This window comes from uncultured Tenacibaculum sp., from assembly GCF_947499065.1.
Taxonomy (GTDB): domain Bacteria; phylum Bacteroidota; class Bacteroidia; order Flavobacteriales; family Flavobacteriaceae; genus Polaribacter.
Genome location: NZ_CANMMT010000001.1, coordinates 612,135 through 626,331 on the forward strand (window position 1 = coordinate 612,135; position 14,197 = coordinate 626,331).

The window sequence follows — 14,197 nt, forward strand, 5'->3', positions numbered from 1 at the left end:
TTATGAAATATTATACTCTCTTATTTATACTATTCATTGGTTTTACTTCATGTAAATCGAGTAAAAAAGCAATCAATACTTCTACAATAGTAAAAAAAATGTCTGCTCGTAAAGTAGCAAAAAAACATATGTCTTCTAACTTCGATGAGAAGACCATTGATGCTCGTTTGAAAGTAAATTATAAAGACACTAAAGATAAAATAGGATTTTCTGTACGTATGAAAATCATAAAAGATGAAGTTATCTGGTTAAAAGGAACTAAGGTTATCAATATTTTTAAAGCTAAAATAACGCCAACCAAAGTTCAGTTTTACTCTTCTTATTACAAAAACTATTTTGATGGTGATTTTGCTATGCTTAAAAAAATACTGGGTACTGATATCAACTTTGAGCAACTTCAAAATATGTTATTAGGGCAATCAATATTGAATGTAAAGTCGCAACGTCAAGAAGTAGTTATAAAAGACCAATCTTATCAACTTTCACCTAAAAAACAGGCTGAATTGTTTGATATTTTCTTTTATGTAAACCCGAATCATTACAAGCTAGATAAACAATCAATTGTAAACCAAGCAAAAAATCAACGTTTAGATATTTCCTACCCAAAATATTCAAACAAAAAGAATGTTTTATTTCCACAAAAAATTATCATAAACGCCAAAACAAAAGATAAGTTTACTAACATCAACCTTACAACTCGTTCTGTAGAGTTTAATAAAAAATTAAACACTGATTTTAAAATTCCTAGCGGGTATAAAGAAATTAAACTATAATGAAGAAGCACACGCTATTTACCCTTTCTTTTCTATGCCTTTTTTTGGCTAGTTTCTCTTCATTTGGGCAAAGCAGAAAAGCGCTTGAAAACAAACGTAAGAAGCTAAAAAATGAAATAAAACAAGTAAATACTTTACTAATTAAAACAGTAAAGAAAAAAAGTAATGCTTTAGATGATTTAAAAGATTTAAGTCAAAAAATAAACGCTAGAGAACGTTTAATTGAAACTATTGAGTTAGAGAGCAAGTTATTATCGAAAGAGATAAATAACAACGAAAAACAGCTTAAAGATTACAATAATCAGCTAAAAAAACTAAAGAAAGAATATGCTGATATGGTAGTTAAAACTCATAAAAGCAAATCGCAACAAAGTAAAACTATGTTTTTACTTTCTTCTGAAAGTTTCTATCAAGCCTATAAGCGTATAAAATATATGCAACAATATAGCGACTATAGAAAAAAACAAGGAGAGGAGATTATTGTTAAAACCAAAGACATACAAAAGCTAAATGATTCTTTAATTGAGCGAAAAAAATCTAAAGAGTTATTAATTACTGATGAAAAAGATCAGAAGGATAAAATAGAATCTGATAAAAAGAGTCAGGAAAAGTTAATTTCTAAAATCAAGAGACAGGAGAAGAAGTATAAGAGAGATTTACAAAAGAAATTAAAAGAAGAAAAACGCATTACTGCACGTATTGATAGGTTAATTAGAAATGCTATTGCTCGTGCCAATAAGAATAAAAAAAGCAATAAGAAAAAATCATCATCCGCTAGTTTTGTTTTAAATGCTGCTGAAAAGAAATTATTAGCTAATTTTGAACAAAATAAAGGGCGTTTACCTTGGCCTGTACACGGAATTATAACAAGAAAATTCGGTGTACAACCACATCCAACTTTTCCTGGAATTAATGTTAGTAGCCCTGGTTTACATATTACAACCAAAGCAAACACTGATGCTCAAAGTATTTTTAATGGAAAAGTATTAGCTATTCAAACACAATTAGGAGGAAAAAAATCTGTCTTAGTACAGCACGGTAATTATATTTCTGCCTACAATAACCTAGAAAAAATCTATGTTAAAAAGGGTAGTCCGGTAAAAACAGGAGATAAATTAGGTAAAGTTTTTACTGATAAAATCTCAGGTAAGACTAAATTAATTTTCATTTTATATAAAGATATTGTTCGTTTAAATCCAGCTCTTTGGATACGTAATAAATAAAAACACATGAAAAACTCAGCTAACTTTATTATTATAACCATAGCATTAATTGCAACATTAGTAATTGGAAAAGGAATACTAATTCCATTCATTTTTGCCTTAATTTTTTGGTTTTTAACTCGTGAAATACGAAAGACTATTTATAAGATACCTTTTGCTAAAAAGTTTATTCCTTTTTGGTTAAGTAACCTTATAGTTTTCACTTTAATAATTTTAAGTTTTGGATTTATTTCTGGCATTATAACAAACAGTATTTCTGACTTAACTACTTCCTATTCAAAATACGAACCTAATGTTGAGGCAATTATTAAAAAATTAGATACTTATTTTCATATTGATATAATTAAATCAATTACTTCTGTTTTAGGAGATTTTAATTATGGTTCTGTACTAGGAAATATCGCCAATGGAATAAGTGGTTTATTAGGCGATACTTTTATGATTGTAATCTATGCGTTGTTTATTTTCTTAGAAGAAACTAGCTTTAAAAAGAAACTAGTAAAAATGTTTCAGGGTAAACAAACAAGTTATGATAGCATGCAATCTATGTTATCTAAAATTGAGTTTTCAATTTCAAATTATCTTCGTTTAAAAACGTATGTAAGCTTACTTACTGGTGTTCTAAGTTATATTGTTTTACTAGTAGTAGGGGTAGATAGCGCTCCTTTCTGGGCTTTTTTAATCTTCTTATTAAATTATATCCCAACTATTGGTTCTTTAATAGCTACAGTTTTCCCAGCAATTTTTAGTTTAATACAGTTTGGTGAATTTACCCCTTTTATAATTGTATTAATTGCTGTAGGTACCGTACAAGTAATCGTAGGAAATGTAATTGAGCCTAAGCTATTTGGGAAGTCGTTAAATTTAAGTCCGCTTGTAACAATATTATCGTTAGCTGTGTGGGGAAAAATTTGGGGAATTACAGGTATGATTTTAAGTGTTCCAATTACTGTAATTATGATTATAATTTTCTCACAGTTTGAGAAAACTAAAACAATCGCCATTTTCTTATCCGAAAACGGCGATTTAGAAGAGGTTTAAGCTCGTTTTATTCAGAAAACAATGCTTTTAACTCAGTTGCATCTTTAGGCGCTAATTTATTCGCTAAAACTAAGCTAAGCTGCTTTCTACGTAAAGCTCCGTCGTAACGTTGCTTTTCCAATTCAGTTTCTGGTTTAATTTGTGCAATAGGTACTGGTTTTCCAGTTTCGTCAACAGCAACAAATGTGTAAATTCCTTCATTTACCTTTGTTTTTTCACCCGATTGACGATCTTCTATCCAAACATCTACATAAACCTCCATTGATGATTTAAAAGCTCTTGAAACCTTCGCTTCTACTGTTACAACACTTCCCACAGGAACTGATTTAGTAAACGCTACATGATTTACGGATGCAGTAACCACAATTCTTCTTGAATGGCGACGAGCTGAGATACTACAAGCTCTATCCATACGTGCTAATAATTCACCTCCAAAAAGGTTATCTAAATAATTTGTTTCACCTGGTAAAACAAGATCGGTAAGTACAGTTAATGACTCTTTTGGCGTTTTAACTCTCATCAATTAAATTTTGATGCAAAGATATACATAAAGCCAAAAAAACGAGTAATTTTAAATGTGATTATTTAGCCAATAACCAAGCGTCTTCGCTTACCTTTTCTTTAATCAATTCTAATGCTTTTCTTGCATCTGATTTGTTGCTATAACTAGCAAAAGCAACTTGAGTTAAACCATAGGCATTTTCACCAATGATACTCGCATCATAACCTAAGTCTTTTAACTCTTGTAACTTATTTTCAGCATTTTCAACTTCTTGAAAAGCACCAGCAATAATATGAAAGTTATTATCCTCAGCCTTTGCTACATTTAAATTGATTGTTGGTAACGGATTATCAATTACAAAAGTTGCAGATTGTAGTTTCTTTTGTAAAGATTTCTCTTGATTTGCTAAAACTTCTTTTTGCTGTTGGTTTTGAACTCCATTCCAACCAACATAAGCAATACCTACAACAGCGGCAGCTACAGCAGCACGCTTTAATAAAATAGGCATTCTTCTTTCTTTTTCTTCAGCAGTAGCTGGTAATGTTTTAACTTCTTCTTTAAATCTTTTTATAGTAGGACTTTCTACCTCAGCTAGACCAAAAGATTCTGCTAAAAAGTTACTAGAAGTATTAGGTTCAAAAACTACTTGCTTTGCTTCGTTTAAAGATAAAGCACCTACTGAAGCAACAGTAATAGTTTTAGACGCTAACTCCTTTTTCCACTTTGCTACTTCACTAGCAATAAACACATTTGCTTTCTCAAAAGAAATGTTTTTGTTAGAAGCTATATAATTAGCCAATAAACCATCATTATGTTGCAAATACGAATTAAAAGTAATTTGTTTCTTAGGTGGAGAAAAAGTATGGGTAAAGTTATTCACTTTAGCACCTATTTTGTTGGTTACAAATCCACCAAAGTTAGGAACAATTACGCAATCGTATCTGTATAATAAATCGTTTATATAGTTGGCTAATGTCATAAAAACAAAGATAGCTTTTTTAGCGTTTCTTGTCAAGGTTCCTTCTAAAATTTATCAACAGTTTTTTTGTATATTGATAATCAAAATATTGCTATATGAAAGAAGAAAAATTACTGGCCATTCTTAGGCTACAGGCTACAAAAAACATTGGTAGTGTCTTAGCAAAAAAGCTAATTAGTACTACTGGAGGTGTAGAAAATGTATTTAAAGAACATAAAAATTCACTTCATAAAATTCATGGAATTGGTCCAAATATTACAACGCATTTATTAGATACTAAAAATCAAAAAAGGGCAGAAGAGGAGTTAAAATATATACAGCAAAAAAACATTCAATATTCATATTTTTTAGAAGAAGATTATCCTCATAACTTAAAAAATTCTGTAGACCAGCCCATTCTTATTTTTAAAGATGGAGACATGAATTTAAACAATCAAAAAGTTATTTCAATTGTAGGAACTAGGAAGTGTACTTCGTATGGACGTGATTTTTGTAATCAATTGATTGAAGATTTAAAAACTTATAACCCTATAATAGTTAGTGGTTTTGCCTATGGTGTTGATATTTATGCATATAAAGCAGCCATAAAAAACAACTTACAAACCATAGCAGTTTTAGCACATGGCTTAGAAGATGTTTATCCAAAAACTCATAAAAAATATATTTCTCAATTACATAAAAATGGTGGTTTTATTACTGAGTTTTGGCATCAGGAAAAACCTCAACGAGAAAACTTTTTAAAGCGTAATCGTATTGTTGCTGGACTTTCTAAAGCCACAATTATTGTAGAATCTGCTGAAAAAGGAGGTTCATTAGTTACTGCTGACATTGCTAATTCTTATAACAGAGATGTTTTTGCTTTACCAGGGAAATATACTGACACCTATAGCAAAGGTTGTAATAACTTAATAAAAAACAATCAAGCACATTTATTAACCTCAGCTGAGGATATTGTAAAAATGTTGAATTGGGATATTCAACAAACTAAAAAAGTACAGGCCATACAAAAACAATTATTTGTAAGTTTAAATGATACTGAAAAAAAGATTTATGATTACTTACAGCAACACGGTAAGCAACTTATGGATACTATTGCTATCAACTGCGAAATTCCCATATATCAGCTATCTTCTATATTATTACAAATGGAATTAAAAGATATTGTAAAACCTTTACCAGGTAAAATGTTTGAAGTTTAATTTATTTTAAAAGTTATTGGAAAAGTATATTTAACACTTACATCTTTTTCTTCTATTTTTCCTGGTATAAACTGTGGTAGTTCTTTTAAAACTTCTTTGGTATGTTCTATCAACTTTTGATGAGGCGCTCTTACTTTTATATTGGATACAATTCCTTTTTTATCAATTATAATTTGTGTGAAAATTTTATATTTTCCAGAATGTAAACCAAGATTATTGGTTATATCCATTTTAAAGTTATTCTTCACGAATAATCTAATTTTTTTTTCAAATGACTTTTTTGCTTTATTTTCTGAAAGTTGTTTATCTTCTTTAAACCTAATATATTCATCAACTGAATGAATAGAATATACCTTATTTTCTTCAGATACAGCTTCTTCTATTCTTATTTTTCCAGTAATTTCAATTAATCCATCAATCATTACATCATCTTCATTATTTTCTTTCGTTGCACATAAAGAACTCCTTTTTACTATTGAATCTTTTGAGTTCAAATATTTTATAGTATCAACTTTTATATCAACCAATAAACTATCTATTATTTCAACTTTCTCTATTTTTTGAATCTTACCAGTGTCTGTTTTACAACTAAATAAAGTTGTTCCCATTACTAATAATAAAGTCAATAAAAATAGTTTTTGAAATGTCAACTGTTGCTTAAAACTATTTTCTGGTAGCTGAATAACTATACTATCTAACTGTTTTCTATGAAAGTGTCCGCAAACTCTTTGGTTTACATTTTCAATTAAATATTTTTTAATTTCATATGTTGAGTTCTTAGTGAAATCTATTACAGTCTTAGAACAAGAAGCACAAAATTTTCCTTTTTCATTAGCAGTCATTTCTTCCCAATCTTCATGACAAGGTTTTGGAATACGTAGTTTAAAATTTTTCATAGTTAATCGTTTTGTAAAAAGTAACAAAGACTATTCCAAAGAAATAATTTAAATTAGCTAACATCAAAATATTAACCATCCGAATGTCATCAGAAGAAAAATTAATGTCTCAAAAAAAACCTGCTTTTCCAGTAACTGAAGAGCTGCATACTTATTTAAATGAGCATAGTAGAAACATTAAAATTCCTATTTTTTATGATGATTTGTTGCGATTTCAAGGATCTGTAGTTGTATATGACAACAATGATGTTGACACACTTTGGGTACGCACCTATTATTCTGAATTTGATCGTGAAGAAATTGATTTAAGTCTTAAAAAAGTATACACTATTTTACATTCAAATGGTAACGAAGAAACCATTCCTTTTTTAAATATTGATGCTATAGACTACTGTACCTTTGGTAATTCTAAACCTTTCCGTGTAAAAGTTCGTAATATTTTAAACGATAACTATACGTATTTTTATGTAAAAAAAACCGATGCTTCTCGTATTTATGGGCTTGAATTAGAACATATTTTATCGCCTTACAATCTCAACTTTTTAGTGTATAAAGACACGCTAATTGAAGAACATATTGCTGGAATTCCTGGTGATGTTTTTATTAAAGATTTTTTACCAAAATGTACTGAGTCTGAAAAAGCTCAGATAGCTAAAGAGTTTGTGAAGTTTAACGAACGTTGTATGATTCGTTTATTGGGCGATATGCGTTCATATAACTACGTAATTGTGCCTACTCACGATTTTGATCATGTAGTGTATAAAATTCGTGCAATAGATTTTGATCAACAATGTTTTGAAGGAAAATTCAAAGTGTATTATCCTCAATTTTTTAAAGAAAACTTTTCAATGGTAACCTTAGTAGGGCAGAAGCTTCAAGAAACTTCTATTAACCAATACAAAATTGAAGAACGCTCTATTGTTGCTAAGCGTATTTTAAGTTCTGAAAGTAGGGTAGACCAACTCGTTTATTGTATGAAAAACGATGTAATTTCAACCGAAAAAAACATTAGTTTATTAAAACAACAAATTTTTGATTTTACCAAAGATGTTCATTTTAAAAAGAGTAACAATATGGGTGAAATACTAGATACTGCTTTAGAATTTGTAAAACGTAATTATGAAAATATGAGAGTAATCTAATCGATTATTTTTTACTTCTAATACTTTCTATAATTACAGTAGCTAAAATTAAACTTCCTCCCAAATAAGTATTCCACGTGGGGATTTCATTTAAAAATAAAAAAGCTAAAATAATTCCAAAAATAGGTTGTACGCTACTAATGATACTTGCTGTAGATACTGAGAAAAACTGCAACGAATGTACCATTAAACTATGTCCAATAGCTGTAGTTAATAAAGCTAATAATAATAAAAATGGAAATTGACTTTCGAATCCTGATACATCCATAAAAAACAGAACAGGTACCAAACAAACAGTAATTATTAAGGTTTGAAAAAACATGAGTAATACTCCATCATATTGAGTAACATATTGCTTTAATATTAAGATTCTAATAGAATAACATAGCGCTGATAAAAGTCCAAATAAAACTCCTTGTACATTAGAACTTTCTAAGTTAAAATCGGGTGCAAGAATATAAATTCCTAATAACACCATAATTCCTAAAACAATATATATAGGATTGAATTTAACCTTTAAAAATAAAGGTTCTAAAAAAGCAATCATAACTGGAAATGTGTACAATGATAACATTCCAATAGCAACACTCGATTTTTTTAAAGCATAGAAATAAGTAATCCAATGAATTGCCATAAAAATCCCGCTAATAATAAACGGTACTAAATGCCTCCTTGATTTAATAGTAACTGTTATTTTCTTATAACGGCAAAACACATATAAAAACACCATAGCAAAAGCCGATCGAAACCAAACAATTACTTCAGAAGGCATGGCAATGTATTTACCTAAAACACCTGAAGTACTGATAAAAAATGTTGCTAATAATAAGCCAGATAGGCTTTTAAAATAATTTTGATTATTATTCAAGGCATTATCTATTTTGTGCAATGATAGGTAATTTTTACTTAAGTTAGCTGTTCTTAAAAAAACTATGATAACGAACTATATTTCTTATTTTCATTCTTGTTATAAAGCTGACAATAATGAAACTGGTATTCTTAATTTTTTTTCATCTAAATATGAAAACCAGTTTATTATAAAACCTAAAGAAGAGCTTGTTAATAATCTTTATCCTATTCAGTTTATAGTTAAAAAACAAGCTGAACAATGCTTACAAACACTTACCTTATTTAAAAATGATAAAGAACTATGGTATGGAAGTTTATTTTGTTTAGGAAAGAAAAAAAAATTTAGAAAGAGAGTTAATTCTATAGCTGCTCCATTATTTTTATATAAGGCTGAAATTATAGAAAAAGAGGAAGATTATTTTATAAAAATTGATCAACAAACTAGGCAATTGAATATTGCTTTTTGTAGAAACTTATTATATGAAACTTCTTTTGAAGATTTTTTAACAGAAATAGAGCAGTTTTTAGAATACAATTTACATTTAACTTTTGAAGCGTTAAGTCAGTTTAAAAGAATCCTTGAAAAGCACATTAAAAACTTAAATATTGACAATGATTTTTTACTTTTTCCTAAGTTGAAAAATCAAACATTTTTAAAGAAAAAACTTCAAAATACCGAGGAATCAGAAAAATATACTCTGGTAGCTAGTTCTGGAGTTTTTATATCTAGTAGAATTAACAATGTTAATGCTGTAGTTAACGAATTAGAATTATTAAAAAATAGTTCCGATTATTCACAAGCTATTCAAGCTTTTTTCTCACATGTACCTCAAGAACAATCGAATGTAGATAGAAACATACAAATTCCTTTACTGTTAAACACAGCACAAGAACGTATTGTTTACAATGCATCTAAATATCATAAATCAGTCATTTTTGGACCTCCAGGAACAGGGAAAACATATACTATCAATGCCATTGCTCAAGATTATGTAAGTAAAGGAAAAAGTGTATTGATTGTTACTAAAACTCCACAAGCTTTACAAGTAGTTTCAGACAAATTAATGAGTTCTAAAATAGGTGAATTTGCTATTAAAGTAGGAGGTAACTACTATAAAAGAACTGTTTTAGCTAAACTAAAAAGAATAAGTAGTGGTCGTTATTATCGCCATAATCATCTAGAACAAGCAACCAATGCTAATTTAAAGAAGAATACTTTGTACAATTCTTTAAAATCTTTGGAAACTAACTTTACCGAAAAAGCTACAAAAGAAATAGATCGTGTTGAAAAGTTATTTTCAGATAGTTTTCTACAAAGAACTCTTTCAAAAATTGATATCAATTTTATTCGATCTTTTGAAGCCGAAGAGTGGGATATTATATTAAAATACTTTGATACATTAAGTTCATTTGAAAAAAAGGCTGATGAAGCATTATTTAAAAACTTAATAAGTAAAATTAACATTTATTCAAACAGCGAAATAAGGAAGTTAATTACCCTAACAAATATATTAGAAACAGAAGAAAAATCTTTAAAAAACCAACATATACAAAATTTAGATGCTACGCCTCTTACACATTTCTTACCTATTTGGTTAGTAAAAATAGACGAAGTTTCTTCTTGTTTACCAATGCAAAAAGATCTTTTTGACATTGCTATTGTTGATGAGGCTACCCAATGCGATATTGCTTCTTGCTTACCTATTATGCAAAGAGCTAAAAAAGTTGTGGTTGCTGGAGATACAAATCAATTACATCATATTAGTTTCTTATCAAAAACTCAAATGCATCGTTATCAAAAGCAACATAACATTACCGATGCTTTGCGTTTTAATTATCGTAAAAAAAGTTTGTTAGATTTCACCTTAGAAAGCACTGAAAAAGGAAATCAAATAGTATTATTAGACGAGCATTATCGTTCTTTACCTGACATTATACGTTTTAGTAATGCTACATTTTACGGAGAAGCCCTTCGTATTATGACTCAAACACCTTCAAATACTCATAAACAAGCCGTTTTTTTACATAAAACTTCAGGAAAACAAGAAGAAAATGGTGTTAATAATGAAGAAATAAACCTCATCATTAACCATGTAAAAGGTATTGTTGTTAAAGAAAAAGAAACACACAAAAGTAAGGCTACCAGTATTGGTATTTTATCACCTTTTAGACAACAAACGGACTATTTAACTAAGGCTATTAAAGAAGCATTTACGTTACGACAGATTAAAAAACATCAAATAAAACTTGGTACTCCGTATCATTTTCAAGGAGAAGAACGCGATGTTATGTTATTATCTATGACCGTTAGTAATCAATCTCATTTTGCTAGTTTAAATTATTTAAATAAAGAAGATGTATTTAATGTAGCTATTACCCGTGCTCGACATGAACAACACGTATTTTATTCAGTAACTTCTCAATCCTTACCTGAAAAATCACTATTGAAGCATTATTTAAGCTCTTTTGAGAAACAAATTTCTGAACAGACCACTACTTTAAAAATTGAAGAAGATATCTTCAGTAAAGAAATACAAGCCTTTTTAAAGCCGTTTAACGCAACTATTCATGTTGGATACGTTATTGCAGGTTTAAGTATAGATTTATTGCTAGAAAAGGATAAAAAGTACCTTGGTATTGATTTAATAGGGTATCCTGGTAGTTTTATTCATGCTTTTGATATTGAAAGGTATCGTATTTTGCACAGAGTAGGAATACAAATAATCCCTATTTCTTATGTCTCATGGAAATATAGAAGAGATGAAGTACTAAGATTTTTAATAAAAATTATTAAAGATAAATTACCTCAGCAAAAAGACTTGGTAAGTAACTAGAATTATTAAATCACTAATCTTAAAATAGCTAAATCGTCTGTTGGAATCTGGTTTTCTTTGGATAACTCTATCAATTTTCTATCTAAAAAATTGGTAGCAGACGCTTCTGGGATATCTTTTAATAATATTTGAATTATTTCTGATTCTTCCTTTTGACTTTCTTTGTTTTTAAGATTTTTAAAAGAATAAATTCCATCTGTACAGATAGATAAATCGTGGAACATTTCTATTGAAATTCGTTGTTTTTGTTGCTCAAACCACAAATTAAAATCTTTATTCAAATGATAACCCAGATAATCAGGTTTGTCTTCTTGTTCAAAATGATATTCTTTTCCATCAACACAAACCAATCCGTCACCTACAACTATAATTTCTGCCCTAGCATCATTAGGATTCACTATTCCTAAAATTAAAGTAGATAACAGCTCATTAAATTCTAAATCTAACTTATTTCTAATAATTTTTAATTCTTCAAAAAGCTCTTTTAAAACGTTTTCAAGTGTTAGTTTAGGTCCTGTAACTTCTTTCTCTACAAAAAACTTATATCCTGTCTTTTTAGCTATACTTCTTAAGATTTTACCAAACAATATAGATGAAAAAACAGCTTCTTTTCCCGTGGAACATCCATCCATAACAGCTATTAATCTCTGATTATTGGACAGTTCTTCGTTTATTAAAAAATCTTCGCAGTAATGGGTGTGAAATTCTCCTCTCTGGAGCGTTGAGTATATCTTCATTCACCACAAAAGTAAACACTTTTTTATTAAGGTTCTAAATACTTTAAAAACTAAAAAAACTCCTCTTTAAATAGAGGAGTTTTTAATTATTTGAGTAATTTATTTATTAGTTTTTTAGTAGGAATAGTAATACAAATAATTGTTCCTATGTTTTCTGTTGATTCAATTAGTAGCTTTCCTTTTAGCTCTTCTACACGTGATGTTATGTTCGTAATCCCTATCCCTTTTTTGGAAGTATCTTTTTTAAAACCAATTCCATCATCTTCTATCTGTATTTCAACATTATTATTTTTAGTTTCAATACTTACAGTAACACTCTTCGCTTTAGAATGTTTAATCACATTTTGTATAACTTCTTGAAGTACTCTATAAAGATTGTTTTTTTCTTTTTCTGTGATAAAACTCCATGAGAAATTTGGCGCTATTTGTAGTTTATAATCAAAATTTCCTATCATACTTTTTTCTATTAATAGCTGTTCTATTAACAGTGTAAAATCACTTAATTCTTCCTTTGTTTTATAACTTAATTTATGAGAAACATCTCTAATTTCTTTTTCTATTTCTTGAAGTTCTTTTAAAAAGCGTTGATGTTGCTTAATAGTTTCGCTATCTCCTTGAATGTTTAAAAAACCAAGGCCAAAACGAGTTCCAAAAAGCCTTCCTAAAATACCATCGTGTAATTCTCTAGAAATCCTATCACGCTCCTTATAAGTTGTTTCTACTTTTTGTAATTGGTTTTGGTGTAGTGTTTTTCTTCTTTTTAATACAAAAAACAATGTACTTAAACCTAAGCCTAACATGCTAATAATAGCTAATAACCAACCAATAGTTTTTTGCTGCTTCTGATAGGTGATTTCTTCTTGTTGATGAGCTTTTTCTGACCTTAAAATTATATTCTCTTTTTCTTTTTTTCCAGTTTCATATTGAATTCTAGCAAACTGGTTTTTTAATTTTCTTTCTTTTTCAATTAAACTATCATTCAACTTTATATATTTTCTAAAAAATTCTTTTGCTTCTTCTCCTTTTGTTAATTCAGAAAGATTTTCTAAAGCTTCTAACCAACGTTTATTATTATGTGTTTGTTTAGCATATTTTAAAGCTTCAATAGAATAAAATTTTGCTTTTTCATTTTGATTTATATCACTGTAATAATTAGATACATTAATATAAGTAGTTGATAAATTATGTAGATTATTTATTTTATTTCTAACATTAATTACTTCTTCATATTGTCTTAATACATCTTTTTTATTTCCTAAAAAAAAATTACTTGCTGCTAAGTTCTCTAATAAATATGTATACTGTAAAGGATGTTTCTCCTTGATACTATCATAAGTTAAACCTAAATTAAAATAAGGAATTGCTTTTTTTTGTTCTTTCATTCTTTGATAAAGTAAACCTATATTATTTATAGAGTTTAAGTCTCTTTTTTCTCTCCAGTAAGACTTGTTTGTTAATTTATTAGTTTCTAAAGCTTTATTATAACATTTTAAGGCTTCTTTTCCTTTATTTAACTCCTCTGAAACCAAGCCTAGATTATTGTATGCATTAACGAGAAACTTATTAGCTCTTATGGGTTCTAGATATTTTAAGGCTTCAATCGTATTAATTTCACTTCCTAAAAAATCTTTACTTAATCTTTGTAAAACAGAAATTCCAATTAATCTTTTTCCTATAGCTAGGGAATCTTTTAATTTAATAGATATGTTTTTGGATAATTGATAATGATAGTATGCGTTTTCATTTTTATGTATAATTTTATAATATAAAGCTTTAAAATGATAATATTTAGCTAAAGCGATAGAATCATTTGTTTGGTTATATAAGTTTAATAACTTATTCGTTGATTCCTTAAGTACTATCGTATCTTTTTTAAAATATGCTGCAAGTCCTTTTTCTATAATTTTTTCTCTTTCTTGCGAAAAAACCACAGAATTAATAAACAAAAGCAAAAAGAGCACGTATTTTAATGAACAGTGCTCTTTAGTAGGTTTTATTCTATTTATAGTTTGAATCATTTAA

At 28.3% G+C, this 14,197-nt stretch carries 12 protein-coding genes; 6 read left to right on the forward strand and 6 right to left on the reverse strand.

Annotated elements, in window-relative coordinates; all coding sequences use genetic code 11:
• The first annotated feature begins 2 nt into the window (after window positions 1–2).
• The 3 genes from Q0958_RS02800 to Q0958_RS02810 are packed head-to-tail and all read left to right on the forward strand — an operon-like array spanning window position 3 to window position 3,037.
• On the forward strand, window positions 3–773 hold the full coding sequence (locus Q0958_RS02800; RefSeq protein ID WP_299119309.1) for a DUF4292 domain-containing protein: 771 nt from the start codon (window positions 3–5) through the stop codon (window positions 771–773).
• Window positions 773–1,996 (forward strand): peptidoglycan DD-metalloendopeptidase family protein, encoded by a 1,224-nt coding sequence (locus Q0958_RS02805; protein WP_299119311.1) that lies wholly within the window; start codon window positions 773–775, stop codon window positions 1,994–1,996. Before Q0958_RS02800 ends, Q0958_RS02805 begins: the two co-directional genes overlap by 1 nt.
• A gap of 6 nt (window positions 1,997–2,002) precedes the next feature.
• The gene (locus Q0958_RS02810) at window positions 2,003–3,037 is read left to right on the forward strand and encodes an AI-2E family transporter (protein ID WP_150898085.1); all 1,035 of its coding nucleotides are present in this window, start codon (window positions 2,003–2,005) and stop codon (window positions 3,035–3,037) included.
• A 7-nt stretch (window positions 3,038–3,044) separates the two neighbouring features.
• Here the strand turns inward: Q0958_RS02810 and Q0958_RS02815 are convergent, their stop codons facing one another.
• Together Q0958_RS02815 and Q0958_RS02820 are read right to left on the reverse strand one after the other, a co-directional pair.
• Complete coding sequence (locus tag Q0958_RS02815) at window positions 3,045–3,557, reverse strand: acyl-CoA thioesterase (RefSeq protein ID WP_235274484.1); 513 nt, start codon at window positions 3,555–3,557, stop codon at window positions 3,045–3,047.
• A gap of 61 nt (window positions 3,558–3,618) precedes the next feature.
• Entirely contained in the window at window positions 3,619–4,518 is a 900-nt protein-coding gene (locus Q0958_RS02820) for an SPOR domain-containing protein (protein ID WP_299119316.1), read from the reverse strand.
• A gap of 95 nt (window positions 4,519–4,613) precedes the next feature.
• On the opposite strand from Q0958_RS02820, the gene dprA reads away from it, so the two are divergent.
• Complete coding sequence (gene dprA, locus Q0958_RS02825) at window positions 4,614–5,717, forward strand: DNA-processing protein DprA (RefSeq protein ID WP_299119319.1); 1,104 nt, start codon at window positions 4,614–4,616, stop codon at window positions 5,715–5,717.
• Here dprA and Q0958_RS02830 read toward each other — a convergent pair.
• Window positions 5,714–6,613 carry an energy transducer TonB gene (locus Q0958_RS02830; RefSeq protein ID WP_299119322.1) on the reverse strand — a complete coding sequence of 300 codons (900 nt, stop codon included), beginning with the start codon at window positions 6,611–6,613 and terminating at the stop codon, window positions 5,714–5,716. The two genes, dprA and Q0958_RS02830, sit on opposite strands and share 4 nt — an antisense overlap.
• Before the next feature lie 83 nt (window positions 6,614–6,696).
• Between Q0958_RS02830 and Q0958_RS02835 the strand changes: the two genes are divergently transcribed.
• Complete coding sequence (locus Q0958_RS02835; protein WP_299119325.1) at window positions 6,697–7,755, forward strand: hypothetical protein; 1,059 nt, start codon at window positions 6,697–6,699, stop codon at window positions 7,753–7,755.
• A gap of 4 nt (window positions 7,756–7,759) precedes the next feature.
• Here Q0958_RS02835 and Q0958_RS02840 read toward each other — a convergent pair whose 3' ends face one another.
• On the reverse strand, window positions 7,760–8,635 hold the full coding sequence (locus tag Q0958_RS02840; RefSeq protein ID WP_299119978.1) for a DMT family transporter: 876 nt from the start codon (window positions 8,633–8,635) through the stop codon (window positions 7,760–7,762).
• Window positions 8,636–8,687: 52 nt separating this feature from the next.
• On the opposite strand from Q0958_RS02840, the gene Q0958_RS02845 reads away from it, so the two are divergent.
• On the forward strand, window positions 8,688–11,438 hold the full coding sequence (locus Q0958_RS02845) for an AAA domain-containing protein (RefSeq protein ID WP_299119328.1): 2,751 nt from the start codon (window positions 8,688–8,690) through the stop codon (window positions 11,436–11,438).
• Between the two features lie 5 nt (window positions 11,439–11,443).
• On the opposite strand, the gene Q0958_RS02850 is transcribed toward Q0958_RS02845, so the two are convergent.
• Window positions 11,444–12,175 (reverse strand): protein phosphatase 2C domain-containing protein, encoded by a 732-nt coding sequence (locus Q0958_RS02850; RefSeq protein ID WP_299119330.1) that lies wholly within the window; start codon window positions 12,173–12,175, stop codon window positions 11,444–11,446.
• Between the two features lie 86 nt (window positions 12,176–12,261).
• The gene (locus tag Q0958_RS02855; protein ID WP_299119334.1) at window positions 12,262–14,193 is read right to left on the reverse strand and encodes a tetratricopeptide repeat-containing sensor histidine kinase; all 1,932 of its coding nucleotides are present in this window, start codon (window positions 14,191–14,193) and stop codon (window positions 12,262–12,264) included.
• Window positions 14,194–14,197 lie beyond the last annotated feature (4 nt).

Coding starts and splice junctions, on each gene's coding strand:
- Q0958_RS02855 (WP_299119334.1), bottom strand. CDS start 14,193: ATGATTCAAACTATAAATAGAATAAAACCTACTAAAGAGCACTGTTCA.
- Q0958_RS02805 (WP_299119311.1), top strand. CDS start 773: ATGAAGAAGCACACGCTATTTACCCTTTCTTTTCTATGCCTTTTTTTG.
- Q0958_RS02830 (WP_299119322.1), bottom strand. CDS start 6,613: ATGAAAAATTTTAAACTACGTATTCCAAAACCTTGTCATGAAGATTGG.
- dprA (WP_299119319.1), top strand. CDS start 4,614: ATGAAAGAAGAAAAATTACTGGCCATTCTTAGGCTACAGGCTACAAAA.
- Q0958_RS02845 (WP_299119328.1), top strand. CDS start 8,688: ATGATAACGAACTATATTTCTTATTTTCATTCTTGTTATAAAGCTGAC.
- Q0958_RS02850 (WP_299119330.1), bottom strand. CDS start 12,175: ATGAAGATATACTCAACGCTCCAGAGAGGAGAATTTCACACCCATTAC.
- Q0958_RS02800 (WP_299119309.1), top strand. CDS start 3: ATGAAATATTATACTCTCTTATTTATACTATTCATTGGTTTTACTTCA.
- Q0958_RS02810 (WP_150898085.1), top strand. CDS start 2,003: ATGAAAAACTCAGCTAACTTTATTATTATAACCATAGCATTAATTGCA.
- Q0958_RS02815 (WP_235274484.1), bottom strand. CDS start 3,557: ATGAGAGTTAAAACGCCAAAAGAGTCATTAACTGTACTTACCGATCTT.
- Q0958_RS02835 (WP_299119325.1), top strand. CDS start 6,697: ATGTCATCAGAAGAAAAATTAATGTCTCAAAAAAAACCTGCTTTTCCA.
- Q0958_RS02820 (WP_299119316.1), bottom strand. CDS start 4,518: ATGACATTAGCCAACTATATAAACGATTTATTATACAGATACGATTGC.